This is a genomic window from Pararhizobium sp. DWP1-1-3, from assembly GCF_049896125.1.
Lineage (GTDB): Bacteria > Pseudomonadota > Alphaproteobacteria > Rhizobiales > Rhizobiaceae > Pararhizobium.
Genome location: NZ_JAFCTR010000002.1, coordinates 455,661 through 470,620 on the forward strand (window position 1 = coordinate 455,661; position 14,960 = coordinate 470,620).

19 protein-coding genes are annotated in these 14,960 nt (G+C 59.4%); 10 read left to right on the forward strand and 9 right to left on the reverse strand.

All coding sequences use genetic code 11. The features are described from left to right. Window positions 1-513: 513 nt before the first annotated feature. From ACP7BS_RS06765 to ACP7BS_RS06790, 6 genes are all read left to right on the forward strand, one after another. Entirely contained in the window at window positions 514-2,436 is a 1,923-nt protein-coding gene (locus ACP7BS_RS06765) for a glycosyl transferase (RefSeq protein WP_426237141.1), read from the forward strand. A gap of 202 nt (window positions 2,437-2,638) precedes the next feature. Next, window positions 2,639-2,872 (forward strand): hypothetical protein, encoded by a 234-nt coding sequence (locus ACP7BS_RS06770; protein ID WP_113247562.1) that lies wholly within the window; start codon window positions 2,639-2,641, stop codon window positions 2,870-2,872. Window positions 2,873-3,047: 175 nt separating this feature from the next. Continuing rightward, window positions 3,048-3,506, forward strand: a complete 459-nt coding sequence (locus ACP7BS_RS06775) for a hypothetical protein (RefSeq protein ID WP_426237143.1) — start codon at window positions 3,048-3,050, stop codon at window positions 3,504-3,506. A 155-nt stretch (window positions 3,507-3,661) separates the two neighbouring features. Then, window positions 3,662-4,156 carry a BON domain-containing protein gene (locus ACP7BS_RS06780; protein ID WP_426237145.1) on the forward strand — a complete coding sequence of 165 codons (495 nt, stop codon included), beginning with the start codon at window positions 3,662-3,664 and terminating at the stop codon, window positions 4,154-4,156. Window positions 4,157-4,221: 65 nt separating this feature from the next. Next, the gene (locus tag ACP7BS_RS06785) at window positions 4,222-5,094 is read left to right on the forward strand and encodes a TIGR02587 family membrane protein (RefSeq protein WP_426237147.1); all 873 of its coding nucleotides are present in this window, start codon (window positions 4,222-4,224) and stop codon (window positions 5,092-5,094) included. A 27-nt stretch (window positions 5,095-5,121) separates the two neighbouring features. Beyond that, on the forward strand, window positions 5,122-5,544 hold the full coding sequence (locus ACP7BS_RS06790; protein WP_426237149.1) for a TIGR02588 family protein: 423 nt from the start codon (window positions 5,122-5,124) through the stop codon (window positions 5,542-5,544). Between the two features lie 16 nt (window positions 5,545-5,560). On the opposite strand, the gene ACP7BS_RS06795 is transcribed toward ACP7BS_RS06790, so the two are convergent. The 4 genes from ACP7BS_RS06795 to ACP7BS_RS06810 form a co-directional block, all read right to left on the reverse strand. Then, entirely contained in the window at window positions 5,561-5,854 is a 294-nt protein-coding gene (locus tag ACP7BS_RS06795; protein WP_426237151.1) for a hypothetical protein, read from the reverse strand. 200 nt (window positions 5,855-6,054) lie between these two features. Continuing rightward, a complete protein-coding gene (locus ACP7BS_RS06800; RefSeq protein ID WP_426229003.1) occupies window positions 6,055-7,308 on the reverse strand; it encodes an NAD(P)/FAD-dependent oxidoreductase in 1,254 nt (417 codons plus the stop codon). A gap of 26 nt (window positions 7,309-7,334) precedes the next feature. Further along, entirely contained in the window at window positions 7,335-7,835 is a 501-nt protein-coding gene (locus ACP7BS_RS06805; protein ID WP_318412490.1) for a TIGR00645 family protein, read from the reverse strand. A 168-nt stretch (window positions 7,836-8,003) separates the two neighbouring features. Continuing rightward, window positions 8,004-8,168: a DUF1328 domain-containing protein gene (locus tag ACP7BS_RS06810; RefSeq protein WP_037105882.1), complete on the reverse strand. Its 165-nt coding sequence runs from the start codon at window positions 8,166-8,168 to the stop codon at window positions 8,004-8,006. A 219-nt stretch (window positions 8,169-8,387) separates the two neighbouring features. Here ACP7BS_RS06810 and ACP7BS_RS06815 point away from each other — a divergent pair, with 219 nt between their 5' ends. Continuing rightward, window positions 8,388-8,597: a hypothetical protein gene (locus ACP7BS_RS06815; RefSeq protein WP_426229005.1), complete on the forward strand. Its 210-nt coding sequence runs from the start codon at window positions 8,388-8,390 to the stop codon at window positions 8,595-8,597. Window positions 8,598-8,725: 128 nt separating this feature from the next. Here ACP7BS_RS06815 and ACP7BS_RS06820 read toward each other — a convergent pair whose 3' ends face one another. Together ACP7BS_RS06820 and ACP7BS_RS06825 are read right to left on the reverse strand one after the other, a co-directional pair. Then, a complete protein-coding gene (locus tag ACP7BS_RS06820) occupies window positions 8,726-9,703 on the reverse strand; it encodes a PRC-barrel domain-containing protein (RefSeq protein ID WP_426237154.1) in 978 nt (325 codons plus the stop codon). 230 nt (window positions 9,704-9,933) lie between these two features. Next, window positions 9,934-10,263, reverse strand: a complete 330-nt coding sequence (locus tag ACP7BS_RS06825; protein ID WP_426229007.1) for a hypothetical protein — start codon at window positions 10,261-10,263, stop codon at window positions 9,934-9,936. 389 nt (window positions 10,264-10,652) lie between these two features. Between ACP7BS_RS06825 and ACP7BS_RS06830 the strand changes: the two genes are divergently transcribed. Both ACP7BS_RS06830 and ACP7BS_RS06835 read left to right on the forward strand, forming a co-directional pair. Beyond that, window positions 10,653-10,808, forward strand: coding sequence for a DUF3309 family protein (locus tag ACP7BS_RS06830; RefSeq protein WP_082512023.1), 156 nt, complete (start codon window positions 10,653-10,655; stop codon window positions 10,806-10,808). A 55-nt stretch (window positions 10,809-10,863) separates the two neighbouring features. Continuing rightward, on the forward strand, window positions 10,864-11,112 hold the full coding sequence (locus tag ACP7BS_RS06835; RefSeq protein ID WP_426229008.1) for a YMGG-like glycine zipper-containing protein: 249 nt from the start codon (window positions 10,864-10,866) through the stop codon (window positions 11,110-11,112). A 90-nt stretch (window positions 11,113-11,202) separates the two neighbouring features. Here the strand turns inward: ACP7BS_RS06835 and ACP7BS_RS06840 are convergent, their stop codons facing one another. Next, on the reverse strand, window positions 11,203-11,367 hold the full coding sequence (locus ACP7BS_RS06840; RefSeq protein ID WP_426237466.1) for a NepR family anti-sigma factor: 165 nt from the start codon (window positions 11,365-11,367) through the stop codon (window positions 11,203-11,205). Between the two features lie 286 nt (window positions 11,368-11,653). On the opposite strand from ACP7BS_RS06840, the gene ACP7BS_RS06845 reads away from it, so the two are divergent. After that, complete coding sequence (locus ACP7BS_RS06845; protein WP_426237156.1) at window positions 11,654-12,451, forward strand: response regulator; 798 nt, start codon at window positions 11,654-11,656, stop codon at window positions 12,449-12,451. 2 nt (window positions 12,452-12,453) lie between these two features. Here ACP7BS_RS06845 and ACP7BS_RS06850 read toward each other — a convergent pair whose 3' ends face one another. Together ACP7BS_RS06850 and ACP7BS_RS06855 are read right to left on the reverse strand one after the other, a co-directional pair. Then, window positions 12,454-13,692, reverse strand: a complete 1,239-nt coding sequence (locus tag ACP7BS_RS06850; protein WP_426237158.1) for an NAD(P)/FAD-dependent oxidoreductase — start codon at window positions 13,690-13,692, stop codon at window positions 12,454-12,456. Between the two features lie 67 nt (window positions 13,693-13,759). Beyond that, window positions 13,760-14,887 carry an AI-2E family transporter gene (locus ACP7BS_RS06855; RefSeq protein ID WP_426229433.1) on the reverse strand — a complete coding sequence of 376 codons (1,128 nt, stop codon included), beginning with the start codon at window positions 14,885-14,887 and terminating at the stop codon, window positions 13,760-13,762. Window positions 14,888-14,960 lie beyond the last annotated feature (73 nt).

Below are 14,960 nucleotides of genomic sequence, written 5' to 3' on the forward strand. Positions count from 1 at the left end.
TTGACAACTCCGAATCCTACCCCCAAAATGTTGACACGAGATAGCGTAACCATCTGTATGTAAACCGTTTTTGGCAGACACCCGTTCGGCTCCAGGTTCCCCAGCCAAATTTTTCTTCGAAACGTTTTCCATCCCACGGTTTTTGGTTTTCCGGCAAGCGGCGGTCTGTCCGGCGTCCGGCAGCGCATCCCCTCGTGAAAATCGGGGTTTCATTTTCCGGAAAAATCTGCGAAAGGCCTTCCGTCCGCAAGGACAGGGCGCGGCTGCTATTAGATTTAGAATAGGGCCGGGCGGGTAGATTGACGTCTCTCTCGCTGCCACGAAACGCCGTGGCCGTCCACTTCTCTCGGCTCATGGCATTTCCAGGACGACGTCAGCGCGTTGAATATTCATCATATTTCAAGCCAACCCTTCGGACTTTCGGCTGCGTTTCACGCTGCCGGTTGATCCGCTCCGCGCAAGCAATGGGCGCTATTTTCGCGTTTTCCTGATGAACTTCCTGGAATAGCGGATATGGACGGACAAGCGGTTGCAGCGGCGCGGATTGCCTTTGAACGGGGCGACTATCTGGAAAGCCTGACGCTTCTCAGTCCCCTGCTTGGAACAGCCACGGATGCAGCTCCGCTCGTGCTTCTCGGCGACGCGCTCGAAAAACTCGGGCTTCCGGCCGAGGCTGCGCAAGCCTTGGAGCAGGCGGCGCCCCATGCCGGCCGCGATGCCGGCACACTGCTTGGCCGCGCCACGGCGCTGTATGTCGAGGCCGGCGACGATGACCGCGCCCAGCTGATCGGCATCAAACTCTTGGACAGCAGACCGGACGATGCCGGCCTCGCCTATAGTCTGGCTCAGTCGTTCCGGCGCACCGGCGACACCGCTCTTGTCGATCTCGTCAAGCCTGCACTGGCCAATAGCGATGAGGCCGATCATCTGAAACTTGCCGGGGAAATTCTTGGCGACAGCGAGCGCAATCCATTGGCGCTGATGGTGTTTCGCAAGCTTGCGGCGCTCTTTCCCGACGATCCCTACACGCAGTTCAAGTTCATGTCGGTGGCGCGCGACTTCTGCGATTTCGAGGCGATCGAAAAACTCGAGCGTGCGAGTGCCGGTCAGCTGGCGGGCGGCGACCTCTCCGCATTTGAGGGCGAAACCGCCTATTCGAACCTGTTGCGGTGCGGCGATGAGCGGCTGAACCGGCTGGCGACAAACAATCCCGGCCTGACATCGATCCCCACACCGGCCAGCAGCAGACAGCGACGGATGCGGCAGCATCCCTGGGGCGAGCGCATCCGTATCGGCTATCTCTCCAGCGATTTCTGGAGCGAGCATGCGACGATGCGGCTGCTGCAAAACGTGCTGGAAGCGCATGATGACAAACGGTTTGACGTGACGCTCTACTGCTACACGCCGCAGCACCACGCCGCCGCCGACGGCGACCGGTCGAGATGGGGCCGGATCGTTTCGCTGCACGGCAAGACCGATGCACAGGCGGCCGATATCATCCGCCAACACGATATCGACATCCTCGTCGATCTCAAGGGCCATACCGGCGGTTCCCGGTCGAACATTCTCAACCAGATGGTGGCGCCCATTCAGGTTGCCTTTCTTGGTTTCCCCGGCAGCGCGGTGAATATCGATTGCGACTATGTCATCGGCGACCGGATCGTGCTGCCGAACAGTTCCAGACGAAACTACCACGAGAAATTCTGCCTGCTGCCGGAAAGCTACCAGCCCAACGACCCTGTCCACCGGGCTCTACCGCCGGCCACCGGCCGGCAGGCGCTCGGTTTGCCGTCAGACCGCTTCATCTTTGCCGCCTTCAATGCCGCCCGCAAGATATCGCTTGCGGTGATTGACCGCTGGGCGGACATCCTGCGGCGGTCCGAGCGTTCGGTTCTCTGGGTGATGATTGACGGTGATCTGTCCCGCAGCAATTTTCTTTCCGCCTTCGGCAAACGCGGAGTTGGAGCGGACAGAATCATTTTTGCATCCCCGACCGGCTATGACGCCCATATCGCCCGCTTGCAGGCGGCCGATATCGGACTCGATACGTTCCCCTATAACGGCCATACGACCACATCGGACAAATTGTGGGCGGGCCTTCCGGTGGTTTCGATGCAGGGAAGCAATTTCGCCTCGCGGGTCTCCGAAAGCCTGATGACCGCGCTCGGCCTGCCGAACCTAGTGGCGACGACACCGGATGCCTTTGTCGAGCTGGCGGTCAACCTGTCGCAAAGTCCGGACGAGGTCAGGCGGCTGAAACAGCAGATTTCCCGCAACAGGTTTCTGGCGCCGCTGTTTGATGCCGAGCGGTTCTGCCGTCACCTGGAAAGCGGTTACGAGATGATGGTGGAGCGGGCCAAGGCAAAACTGCCGCCAGACCACCTCGAGGTGCCCTGTCTGCCGGTGCGCACGGTTCCCTTTTCGAAGGAAGCGTAAAAGCAACCGGCAGCCGGAGAGCACCTTCGGCATTTTGTGCATCACTTGCCGGATTGCCGGTACAGCCGCAGCGCGATCGGTGCTACAGATCGCAGCCATGTCACCCATGCAGGCCCCGCCTGCCGCAATCACCATGCGCCGTGCAGTCCATCGAACCGGCCGTGCCGGGCCTTGTCGGCATCAATTCTTGAAAGGGCCGTCCATGGCCGAGAAATTCATCGTCATTCCTTATCGCAAGGTTCGGGGCGGAGTGGGACCGGGAGAAATGCGCCAGGCATCCAATGCTGCGAGCGCCGAAAAGATCGCTGCGGCCATGGCCGACCGGTTTATCGGAGTGGCGGCCTATGCCGTCGAGGTCGATGAAGAAAGCGGCGACATGACCAGTCCGCGGCTGCTGGTACAATTTGGCGAGATCGCCGAACTGCCGTCGAGTTGATCCCGCCCCGTTCCGGCGTATTTTGGAGTAAAATGGGCATTTCCTGCCGGTGATTGGCGGTTTTGCCGCCTTCGCCGGCCTTTTGAGGAACAATCGCCTCGCGGCAACGTTTATCGGGCAGTTGCCTGCAACGTTTGCTGGCACAGGCACCATTTCTCGAAAGGATATGTCCGCCATGAATCAACGTTTTGATCCCACTGAAAACCGCAACGTGAATCCTGCAGCATGGCCGGCCGAACAGGCAGGCCCGCGTATCGATCCGGTGACAGGCGCTCCGGTGACCGATCCGTTGGCCAATCAGCGGCTGCCGGAAGAACTCGAACCCCGCTCGGCACGCTCGAAATGGCCAGTCCTGATCATCCTGCTTGCGGGTCTTGTTCTGGCGCTGCTTGTCTGGCTGCCGGCGGAATTGTCGAGCGATCCGACGAATGGCACGGCAACACAGCCGACGCCGACAGAGCAGACGACAACGCCGCCGGCGGATACCGTCACTCCGCCTGTCGATAACAGCGCGACGCCCGGCACTGCAACTCCGGACACAAGCGTGACGCCGAACACCACAACCACCCCGAACGCCACGCCTGCGACGCCGGAAACTCAGACCCCGGCTACCGGTACTGCACCGCAGAACTAACAGCGATGGACGTCTGACACGAATGGCGGACCTGCTTCGGCGGCTCCGCCATTTTTATGCGCTGATCCCGGAATATTCCGGAACCGCCTTTTGCAAATGAACCAAATGTCACGCTATCCGTTTCTCCCTCGATTCATCAAAACGAGGACATCACCATGACCGGCAAAACACCGAAGACCACAGGACGCGAGGATGATTACCGCGACTACGAGGAACGGGATGTCAACGAAGGCTGGCCTTACGCGGACGCCACCCCTGGAACCGAGACCAAGGTCGGCAATGGCTCCTATGGAGAAGGCGCGGAAAATTTCGACGAGGCGGGCAACCCCGGTTTCCAGCGCAGCAACGATACCGCGATCGAAAGTGAGGATGGCCCCGACCTTTTCGGCGACGATACCGAGGCAGATGTCGACGACGATGCGCTGGAAGAGCTGATTGCCAACAGGCTTGAAGACAGCAATATCGACACATCGGGTATCGACCTCAAAGCCCGCCGCGGCGCTGTCCTTTTGAAAGGCACTGTCGATACCGCGAAGGAGGCACGCCAGATCGAAGCCTTGATCTATGCCGTTCCCGGCGTGATCAGCATTCGCAATACCCTGGAAACAATCGGTGCGGACAGCGGCATCCCGGTAGATTGGGACGATTGACCGGCAGGCTCCAGCCGCAGCAGGCAATAGCGGCGGCTTTTCAAGCGAATGGCAGGAGGGGATCTATGCAGAAGGCCAGCGCCGGTGCTGCCGGAAGCGGCGATAATGCCGATCGGTCCAGAGAGGCGACCGAACCGGCCAAATTTCTGATCGGCATCGGCCGGGGCATGGGTGGGGCACTTCTGTTTGCGCTGCCGATGCAGATGACCATGGAAATGTGGGCATTGGGCTTCACCATGGACCGCTGGCGCCTGGTGCTTCTTCTGCTGCTCGCCATACCGCTGTTGATCGGCATCTCCCATCGTATCGGCTTTGAAGAGACGTTTTCCTGGAAGGTCGCAATCCGTGACGCGATGATCGCCTATGGCATCGGCATCGTCACAAGCGCCGTAACGCTGTCCTTGTTCAAGCTGCTGGTGGCCGGCATGCCGGCCGAGGAGATCACCGGCAAGATCGCGGTCCAGGCCATTCCCGCCAGCATAGGTGCATTGCTCGGGCGCAGCCAGCTCGGCAGCGGCAAGGACGACACCGAAGACGAGCAGCAGGCCGGCTATGGCAGCGAGCTGTTCATGATGGCGGTGGGCGCATTGTTCCTCAACCTGAACATGGCACCGACGGAGGAAATGATCCTGATCGCCTACAAGATGACGCCATGGCATGCGCTGGCGACCATCGTGATGTCCATCACCCTCATGCACGCCTTCGTTTATGCCGTGTCCTTCAAGGGGGGCCATGAGCTGTCCAGCGATACGCCTTGGTGGCATGCCTTTATCCGCTTTACCCTGCCCGGCTACGTCATCGCGCTGATCATCAGTCTCTACGGACTCTGGAGTTTTGAACGGCTGGATGGCGGATCGTTTACGCCGGCGATGATGGCGATGATCGTTCTAGCTTTTCCCGGCGCCATCGGCGCCGCTGCGGCGCGGCTCATTCTATGAGGAACAAACATGCTATGAGGAACAAACATGGCTGACGCGACACCGGTCAAAACAAACAGCCGCACAGTCGGCCGCGGTGCGCACTGGATCGAATGGCTGACGGGCGGGATTTGCACCCTGCTTGTTGCTGCGATGATCGGCTGGATCAGTTACCACGCCGTCGTTTCGTCCGGCGGTGTGCCGCAATTGTCGGTGCAGGGCCTTCGCCAGCAGCCGGCGCCAGGTGGCGGATACGAAGTCTCGTTCATCATCGAAAACAAAGGATCACGAACCGCCGCTTCCGTACCGGTCAAGGGCGATGTGACGGATGGCAACACGCTGATCGAGACGCAGGAAATCACCTTCGATTATGTCCCGGCACAATCGGCCGCTACGGGCACATTGCTGTTTCGAACCGATCCGGCCGCCCACGAGTTCAACATCCGGGCGTCAGGCTATACCGATCCATGACCGGCACGGGTCAATGTCAGACGCGTTTTTCGATGGATACGGACGGGACCGGCGAAACGGCGTTCCACTGGAACTGGCTGCTGGACGGGTCGCCCGCGCCAGGAACCCAGAAGCTGGCCGACGGCATCGACCGGCCTGCCGATTTCGACAGAAGCACCTTCACCGCACGTTTCGCTTCGGACGGTTGCGAAAACAGACGGCCATCCAGGCTCCAGACGCCGAACTTGACCGCGACGAAGCGATAGCCGTTCTCTTCACGCATCAAAGCGCCCACGGCTTCGCCGCCGAATTCTATCACCTGTTTCTGCATGAAATACGCTCCCGCCGCCGCTTTTCACGACGGTCATTTCCATTTGCCGCGCAACGCACAGCTGGCCGAGTCCTCGTCTTCAGCCGACCTGTTTAACGGACGACTTTGACGATTGTTCCAGCTTCAAGGAAATTAATCGGAAAAAAGCAAAAAGGATTGGACGCCGAGGATCACCTTCGGCGCCTTATACCGCATGTCAATTAGGCCACAAACCGGTCGGGCCGGAACGGCTTGATGTCGATTACGGTCTTTTCGCCTGTCATTTTCTCGGCAAGCGCTCGGCCGGTAACCGGGCCAAGCGTCATGCCGTGATGGGCGTGGCCAAAGGCAAACCACAGGCCTTCGTGACGCGGCGCCTTGCCGATGATCGGCATCATGTCCGGCGTGCAGGGGCGCGCTCCCATCCACGGCTCGTCGTCGCGGCGTTCTGCCAGCGGGAAGAATTCGCGCGCGACGCGCTCGGCCCGCGTCAACTGTACCGGGGTCTTCGGTGCATCGCGATTGGCGAATTCGGCACCGGTGGTCAGCCGGATGCCGCGCAGCATCGGCGCCAGAAAATAACCCTTCTCGGCATCGAGCACCCAGTTGTTCAGCTGAGCGCCCTCTTCCATACCGTAATGCATGTGGTAGCCGCGCTTCACCGCCAACGGGAACCGGTAGCCGAGTTTCTTGGTCACGGTATCGGCCCAGGGGCCGAGCGCCACGACGACCTCCTTGGCCTCCAGCGGCCCTTCCGGCGTCGCAACGCGCCAGCCCGCACCTTCGAGAATATGCTCGAGCGTCGCCGCGTCACCGGATACCAGGCGGCCGCCGAGCGACTGGAAATAGCTGAGATAGGCCTTGTTGAGGCTGTGCGGATCGCGGATCGACCAGGGATCGGTCCAGCGCAGTCCGCCGGTGAGATCCGCCCGGATCGACGGCTCCATCACCTTCAGCTCGCTGCTCGACAATTTCTGATGATTGACGCCGAACGTCGACGAAAGCTTTTCCGCCTCCTTGTAGGCCGCATCCCGCGCAGCCTCGGTGCGGAAGACCTTCATCCAGCCGTCCTTGCGGATGAGATCGCCGGCACCGGACGCATTGATCAGGTCGGCATGTTCGGCGATCGAATTCTCGATCAGCGGCGCATACATCGAGGCAATGTTCTGGTGCTGGGTAAAACCCGAATTCCACCAATAGCGGATAAGGAACGGCACGAGGCCGGGCAATGCGCGGAAATGATAGTGGGCGTCGATCGTGTTGTTCAGCGCATAGCGGAACAGCGCGCCGAAATCATGCGGGAAACCATAGGGAAAAACGCCCTCGCGCTGGATCAAGCCGGCATTGCCGTAGGAGGTTTCTTCGCCGGCGCCACGGCGGTCGAGCAGGACGACGGACTTGCCACGCCGCGCAAGGTGAATGGCCGTCGACAGGCCGACAATGCCTGCGCCCAAAACTACGACGTCTGTCTTCATGTCCGGTTCCCCACTCTGCTTTCTGCTTATTTCTTCAGTCTGGTCATGATCTGCTCGAGGAACCCAAGCATCAGCGCGGAGACCACGAAAGCGATATGAATGATGGTCGCCCACATCAGCTGCTCGCTGGTGTAGTTCTGCACATTCAGGAAAATCTGAAGCAGATGGATGGACGAGATGGCGACGATCGACGACGCCACCTTGATCTTCAAGCTGCCGGAATCAAGCTTGCCGACGAAAGACACCTCGGCATCGCCCTCGTCGAAACGGCTGACGAAGTTTTCGTAGCCGGAAATCATCACCATGACGATCAGGCTGGCAACAAGTGCTGCGTCGATCAGGCCGAGCATGGCGAGAATCATGTCCGATTCATCGTAAGTGAAGACCATGATGGCGATCTTGTAGAATTTGTAGACGAAGGACACTGCGTAGAGCGCCAGTGCCGCAACCAGCCCCAGGTAAAAGACCACCAGGAGCCAGCGGCTCGACAGGATGATCCTTTCAACGATGAGTTCCAGCGATTTCATGCTTGCTGCGGCTCCGGACTGTGCAGTTGCGAGATGGTCCGGTCATGAATAGCCAAGGCCATGGCCTTCGGCAAGGCTGATGCGGGCTGCAGTGGCCCGCCACCGTGAACGAAAAAGGGAACGATGCTCTCGCATCGCTCCCTCCGTCACGCATCGCCTGAGATGGGATCAGGTTCTACGCATCAAACCAGCCACCAACGAGATGACCAGGAAGGCGAGGAACAGGAAGAACAGAATCTGTGCAATACCTGCAGAAGCGCCAGCAATACCGCCAAAGCCCAGAACACCGGCGATGATGGCAACAACGAGGAAGACGAGAGCATAATACAGCATCGGACATTCTCCTTAGTTTAATGCATTGGTGAATAAACGCAGGACGTGAACCTTTGTTCCGGGAAAAAAGGCAGGGACGCGACGGATCCCGATTGACACTAATCCTTAACCATGGCGCGAAAGATCGTCCCAATTTGACACGGTTTGGCCATGTATTTCTCGGAACATTAGCCAGGTAGCGAACGTTGTGAAGGCATATACATCATGCGAGATAGTAAAATGACCGTATCGACAACGAACATCTGGAAATCTGCAGCGGCCTCAGCTCGCTTGCCAAGCAAGAGCCGCGATAGACATCAACATATCGGTACGACCTTGCGCGATCTGTACTTTGCGGAAGCACCGCCGAAAACGGACCGGCTGCTTTCGGATCTTTTGACCGATCTCGACGCCGCAGAAAAAGCTTCGCGCAAGGGGTCGGGTCAATGAAACCGAGCACTTCCCGAAAAAAAGATAGCGGCCAGCGGCCGCTTTTTTTGTGCCTGCCTGAAAGTCGCCGGCTTCACTTCCAAAAATGGACCGGCGTCGTTTCGACGCCGGTCCATTGAACGCGACCGTTAATTTGCGGGAGCGGCCAAAACGATCCCGCGCGGGTTGGCCTTATAGGCCTCCTCGTCATAAGCGGCCTGGGTTTCCATTTGCGCCTTGGTGAACGGCGAATAGATGACCATCGTACCCTTGGCGTCGGCCATGACCTGAACGCTCTGCGCGCTCATCGCTACCGGCTTTTGCCCGATACCGAGGAAACCGCCGACGTCGATGACATAGGCCTCGACCTTGCCGTTCTTGTCGAGAAGAACGTCGCCGATCTCGCCGACCTTGGTATCGTCGGCGACCTTGACCTCGGTGCCGATCAGCTTTTCCGCGCTGATCAATCCCGGATCGACCAGCTGCATTTCATCCGGCGGCGTTGCGGTGGTCCCGGTGGAATCGACCGGCGGGGCGATATCCGGGTCTGTCATCTGCGGTGTGGTGCCGGTCACGGATGGCGTCGCTTCCGCAGCCTCGTCCGTAATGACCGGTGCAGTCGCGGGCGCAGCGGCTTGATCCTCGGGCACCGTTGCCGCGACGCCATCCATGATGGCAGTGCGCTGGAACTCAGGGGCTGCCTGCAATTCTTCCTTGGTTGCCGAAATGACGATGATGCGCTGACCATCCCTGTCCGACCAAGACACGCGGTCGAAACTGATCGCCACATCCTTTTCGCCGATACCGAGGAACCCGCCCACGCCGATCACCAGCGCTTCTGCGCCGCCATCGGCATTGATGACCACGTCGTTGACATCGCCGATGGCTTCACCCTGTTCGTCAGCACCGGTATAGACGGTCTTGCCGAGGACCGACGTTGCCAGAACCTGTTCGGGGGCGGCTGAAAAATAGCCGGCGGGACCGGGCTTGGCAGCTTCTGAGCTGGTGCTTGCAGCCTGAGCCCCAGCAGCCTTCGTAGCACCTTCCTGCGCCCATGCGCCTGTGGACAACGCGCTGGTCGTCAAAAACGCGGCAAGCGCGGTCGTCGCCATGAGAGTGCGGATCATTGTTGAGCTCCTTCGAGTAAATTTGGGAGAAAGCCATCAGGCCAAACGCCAGGGTTCAACTGGCTGCGATTGCCTTGGAGAACGTAACCGCGCGGATTTTGTTCCATAATTTCAGCTACAGGCAAAATCCCGCACGCAAAAACGGACCCTGCCGCATGCGAGCCTCAGGTGCCGTCTCAGGCTGGCGGGTGCTACGATCGGCCAGTAGAATTCTACCGTCCGTGAAACGCTCAGTTGCTGAGCAGGCTCTGCTGATCCCCTTTGCCGGCCACCAGCACCGGTGCCGCAGGCTGATCAAAGGTCACCTGGACATCAAGCTCATTGGCTGGGGTGATCGCCCATGTGATGGTCGCATCTTCAATATAGAGGGCCGGATCGATCGCAGCACATTTGCCGTAAACGATCTTGTACTTGCCCCGGAACTCATCAAGCGACGGCTGCAACAGCGCCTGGCAGTCCTCGGCGGTTTCGAAACCAACGGCCGGAGCCGGGAGTTCCTTGCATTCGACATTGCCCTGCGTACAGCCGACAAGCATCATGATCGCTGCAATATGTTCCATCGTCGTGCTCCCTGCACATGAATGATGTGGCGGGGAAACGGAGAGGATGGCCGGTAAGTTCCAATCTATTGCCCGCAAAATATTTGACCCTAATGACGCTTGGCCAACGGGCAGAAATGACGGCGGGGATTGGTGGAGCTTTATCCCGCCGAAGCATGGCTTTACTCTTCCGGCGGCGCGATTGGATACATCCCTGCATGTAAGTACAGAGCGCACACTGATACCTAACCGTAACAATTTTCTTACGAAACAAGGGCCTGGCGCGTCTCTGCGCCATGCACTGCTTGCAACGCTTAAATGACAGTACACGCTGGAACAAATTCGCGTGAGCGGCGTTATTGCAGCAGACCCCGTGACCCGCACGGCCGGAACCCGAAGAGGAAATATCAATGCTCGGTACAATTCTCCTGATTGTCTTAGTGCTCTTGCTGATCGGCGCGCTGCCGAATTGGGGCCACAGCCGCAATTGGGGCTATGGACCTTCAGGTGGCCTCGGGCTGGTCGTAGTGATACTCCTCATCCTTGTGCTGATGGGCCGCATCTGATTTGCCTTAAAACTTCATTCTTTCGTCCATCAACACTTTTGAAAAGGAACCAGTCATGAAAAAGATCCTCCTTGCAGTCGCGCTCATCCTTCCGCTCGCCGCCTGCTCCCAGACTGAAAAGGGTGCTGGTATCGGTGCTGCGTCCGGCGCGATCATCGGTGGGGTAGCCACCGGCAATGTGCGTGGCGCTGCAGTCGGTGCTGCCGTTGGTGGTGTGGCCGGTGCCTTGATCGGCAATGCCAACGAGCCGGGCCGCTGCGTCTACCGCGATCGTTACGGCCGCCGCTACACTGCATCTTGCTGATCAGAAGCCTAGAATCGAAACAGAAAAACGGGCTTCGGCCCGTTTTTTTACGTCTCGAAAAGTTGGGGGAGTTCGGAAACGCTTGAAGCGTCAGCCCTGCGTTTTACCCAATTGCTCGGCTTGGTCGAGTTTTTCAAGGAGACCGAGAAACAGATCCGGAATGGGTTCCTGCTCGACGGCGTTGTAAAGGGCCTTGAGTTTCGAGGCGATTTGCGCATTGGGATCGCTGCTGGCGACACCTGTCCTGCTGCCCATACCGGCACGCCGCTGATTTTCCGGTATGTTCGTCATCGTCCGTTTCGCTCCTGAACCCGCATCGGCGGCGGCCATACAGCGCCGCTTCCACGCGTCCTTGTTTGGTACATCAAAAACATTGCCATATTCCGAATTTTATCTGGCTTCCTTGAAACCGACCTAGAATTCGTTCAGCTGGGAAACTTCCCTTAACGCATAAAACATGTTCAAACCAATGCGATGTTGGTAACGCGCCAGCGTCGGGCACCGGCAAAATTCGGCGCCATCATACTGAAGGAAATCATAAATGTCACTTTCCATGCGGATCGCAGCCCATCTTCCCTATCTGCGCCGCTTCTCGCGCGCCGTGACCGGGTCGCAGACCTCGGGCGACGCCTATGTCGCTGCCGTATTGGAAGCATTGATCGCAGACATCACGCTTTTTCCAAAAGGCGCCAACGACCGGGTCAACCTGTTCAAATTGTTCTGCTCCGTATTCGACACGCTGACCATCGACGTGCCGGAAGCAACGTCGCCCTTCAGCTGGGAAGCGCGCGCAGCAGCAAACCTTTCAGTGATTTCGCCTGCAGCGCGCAAGGCCTTCCTGCTGGTCTCCGTCGAAGGGTTTTCGCCTGAAGAAACGGCACAGATCCTCGGCGTCACGGAAATGGAAGCCGCCGGCCTATTGCGCCAGGCCTCCGAGGATATTTCGAAACAGGTGGCCACCGAAATCCTGATCATCGAAGACGAACCACTGATCGCCATGGACATCGAAGATATGGTCACCAGCCTAGGCCACAAGGTGGCCGGCGTGGCGAGAACGTATGGCGAAGCAATCACGCTGTTTGAAAAGACCGCACCGAAAATGATCCTTGCCGACATTCAACTCGCCGACGGCAGCTCGGGCATCGACGCGGTCAACGAGATTCTCAAAAGCACGACGATCCCGGTGATTTTCATCACCGCCTTCCCGGAACGGCTGCTGACCGGCACCAAGCCGGAGCCGGCCTTTCTGGTGACCAAGCCGTTCAACCCGGAAATGGTCAAGGCACTGATCAGCCAGGCGCTGTTCTTCGACGAAAACGCCCGCGCCCGCAAACTCTGAGCCTAGGCCACCGGCGAAGGCCGGTCGATTGCAAAGGCGTCGAACCAGTCTTGACGCTGGCCGGCGCAAAGTTCGGCCAGAATGCGCGATGCCATGAAGCTGAAAGTGATGCCGTTGCCGCCATAACCATAGGCCGCAAGAATGCACGGCATGCCGGGAACCGCGCCGATCAGCGGCAGGCCGTCGTCGGTTTCTCCAAACGCGCCGGACCAGGAGAAGTCGATGGCGGGATTGGCAGCGGGCCACAGCTTGACGAGGTCCTCTACCAGCTTTTCCGATTTCTCCGGCATCTTATTGTCGCGCGCCGCCGGATCGACCGTATCGTCGTCGCCGCCGCCGATGATGATGCGTCCATCCGTGGTGGTGCGTGCATAATTATAGGTTTCCGAAGCTTCCCAGATCAGTTCGCCACCCGGCCAGAGCGTACCGGCCGCTTGTGGCACGGTTGCGATCGCCCAGCTCGACGCCGTCCTATGGATGTCGCTGCGGACGAAATCGGGCATGACATATCCCGTTGCCAGGATGACATGCCGGGCCTCGATAACGAACGGACTATCGGTCTCGACGGTCACCGATCCCGGCGCATCATGGTAAGCCGTCACCATCGCATCGATCAGCCGCGCACCACGCGCCTGAGCATCACGCAACAGGCCCCAGGACAGAAGAAGCGGGTCGGCATCGGCAGAGCCGGGCGAGAGAATGGCCGCTGCCCGGTCGATCCCGAAGCGGGACAAGAGGTCCCTGTGATCAAGCGCCATCCCGGGCAGGCCGGCACGCTGCCTTAACAGATGCTCCTCGCGCAAGGCTGAGGGGCCAGCCTCTCCGGCGGAAATATAGAGGGTGGAGCGGGGCCGGAAGGCGCAATCGAAGCCGAGCCCCTCCACCAATGCGGTCAGTCCCTGCACTGCGGCGACACTGCGCCGGTAGAGCTGGGCGGCCCGTTCAAAACCATAAAATTCGGTCAATTCCCCAAGCGTGCAATCGATTTCCCATTGCAGCATCGCGGTGCTGGCAGCCGTGCTGCCGAGACCGGGTTGCTCGCGGTCGACGACAATGACGTCCACCCCACGCGCCGCCAGATGCTGGGCCGCGAGCGATCCGGTGATGCCACCGCCAACGACGAGGACATCCGTCTTGATGCTTTGCGAGAGAGGGGAATTGTTGGGAGCGCGCATGCCGCGGCCCCAGGGCGCCCGGCCGCCATGGAGGTCAGCCTGCACCGTATCGAAAGTATCCAGCATTGGAGGCATTCATGTCGCTTTCAGTTGTCATACACCGGAACGGTCTCGCATCGTGTCTTACCTCTGCTCAACCCGGCAATTGGCGTTCCGGCGGCTGGGTGCGAACCTCGTTGAAGATGGTCATGGCGATCAGTGACAGCGGCATGGCCAGCATGGCGCCGACGGCACCCCACATCCACGTCCAAAAGATGATCGCCAGGAAGATCAGGAACGGGTTGATTTCCAGCCGGTGACCGAGAATGGCCGGCGTCACCAGGTTTTCCATGACCAGATGCAGAATGAAAAATGCGGCGGCCGGGGCCAGCGCCAGCAACAGGGCGTCATGCGTCATCAGACCGGCGCAAAGTAGCGCCAGCGTCATCACCGTGACGCCGAGATAGGGAATGAAGCTGGAAACGAAGGCGAACAGACCCCAGAGCGGCGCCATCGTCAGGCCGCCGACAAAAGCGATCGAGGCGGTGATCATGCCGAGCACAATGTAGATCAGGCTTGCTGTCGAGAAGTAAAACCCGATCGCATTCTCCGTCGCATTCATGATGCGAATCGCGGCAAGCCGGCGATCGCGGGTGGCAAAGGCAAGGATGATCGTCTTGCGCAGATGCCCGCGTCCGACAAGGAACAGGCCAAGCGCCGCCATGAACACCATCGTCTGGATGAAGGCCGGCGTTACGCCCGCAGCGACCAGCCCGAGCATGGTCCCGGCATTCTGAATGGCCACATCGGTCACGGCTTTTTCGTCCGTACCGGCTATCGCCACCTTTGCCCATTCGAACCGCTGTATATACGGCAGAATCCGCTCGATCGCCCGCTCAAGCATGCCCGGCGCCTGCCCCGCCAGCGATGTCAACGGTTCGATGAGAGCATTGATCAGGAAGAACAGCCCCACGATAAAAATGGCGGCCAGCAGCAGACCGCCCAGCGCCGGCGGCAATCCGTATTGCGCCAGCCGATCGGCGGCAAGGCCGAGCACCATGCCGATGACGATCGCAAGCGTGACCGGCATCAGGATCGATTCCATCATGTAGATAACGGTCGAGGCAAAGATGATGAACGTCCCGACGATGCTCCAGGCGACCACCAGATCGAGCCCGCTCTTCGGCGACGTTTCGGGAATATCCGCCGCAACCACCTGCGCTTCCAGTTCCGCCAGCTTCCGCTTCCTGAAAGCTCCACTCCCCGTCAAGGCAGCACCCATGTTCCGGCTCTCCATGTGGCCCGCCACGGCGCGCAGGCTGCCGGACGACCGATAAGATCAATGTGCGGAAAAC

Coding starts and splice junctions, on each gene's coding strand:
- ACP7BS_RS06820 (WP_426237154.1), bottom strand. CDS start 9,703: ATGATCCGCACTCTCATGGCGACGACCGCGCTTGCCGCGTTTTTGACG.
- ACP7BS_RS06770 (WP_113247562.1), top strand. CDS start 2,639: ATGGCCGAGAAATTCATCGTCATTCCTTATCGCAAGGTTCGGGGCGGA.
- ACP7BS_RS06850 (WP_426237158.1), bottom strand. CDS start 13,692: ATGCTGGATACTTTCGATACGGTGCAGGCTGACCTCCATGGCGGCCGG.
- ACP7BS_RS06775 (WP_426237143.1), top strand. CDS start 3,048: ATGAATCAACGTTTTGATCCCACTGAAAACCGCAACGTGAATCCTGCA.
- ACP7BS_RS06785 (WP_426237147.1), top strand. CDS start 4,222: ATGCAGAAGGCCAGCGCCGGTGCTGCCGGAAGCGGCGATAATGCCGAT.
- ACP7BS_RS06830 (WP_082512023.1), top strand. CDS start 10,653: ATGCTCGGTACAATTCTCCTGATTGTCTTAGTGCTCTTGCTGATCGGC.
- ACP7BS_RS06845 (WP_426237156.1), top strand. CDS start 11,654: ATGTCACTTTCCATGCGGATCGCAGCCCATCTTCCCTATCTGCGCCGC.
- ACP7BS_RS06855 (WP_426229433.1), bottom strand. CDS start 14,887: ATGGGTGCTGCCTTGACGGGGAGTGGAGCTTTCAGGAAGCGGAAGCTG.
- ACP7BS_RS06815 (WP_426229005.1), top strand. CDS start 8,388: ATGACCGTATCGACAACGAACATCTGGAAATCTGCAGCGGCCTCAGCT.
- ACP7BS_RS06825 (WP_426229007.1), bottom strand. CDS start 10,263: ATGGAACATATTGCAGCGATCATGATGCTTGTCGGCTGTACGCAGGGC.
- ACP7BS_RS06765 (WP_426237141.1), top strand. CDS start 514: ATGGACGGACAAGCGGTTGCAGCGGCGCGGATTGCCTTTGAACGGGGC.
- ACP7BS_RS06810 (WP_037105882.1), bottom strand. CDS start 8,168: ATGCTGTATTATGCTCTCGTCTTCCTCGTTGTTGCCATCATCGCCGGT.
- ACP7BS_RS06840 (WP_426237466.1), bottom strand. CDS start 11,367: ATGGGCAGCAGGACAGGTGTCGCCAGCAGCGATCCCAATGCGCAAATC.
- ACP7BS_RS06800 (WP_426229003.1), bottom strand. CDS start 7,308: ATGAAGACAGACGTCGTAGTTTTGGGCGCAGGCATTGTCGGCCTGTCG.
- ACP7BS_RS06835 (WP_426229008.1), top strand. CDS start 10,864: ATGAAAAAGATCCTCCTTGCAGTCGCGCTCATCCTTCCGCTCGCCGCC.
- ACP7BS_RS06805 (WP_318412490.1), bottom strand. CDS start 7,835: ATGAAATCGCTGGAACTCATCGTTGAAAGGATCATCCTGTCGAGCCGC.
- ACP7BS_RS06790 (WP_426237149.1), top strand. CDS start 5,122: ATGGCTGACGCGACACCGGTCAAAACAAACAGCCGCACAGTCGGCCGC.
- ACP7BS_RS06795 (WP_426237151.1), bottom strand. CDS start 5,854: ATGCAGAAACAGGTGATAGAATTCGGCGGCGAAGCCGTGGGCGCTTTG.
- ACP7BS_RS06780 (WP_426237145.1), top strand. CDS start 3,662: ATGACCGGCAAAACACCGAAGACCACAGGACGCGAGGATGATTACCGC.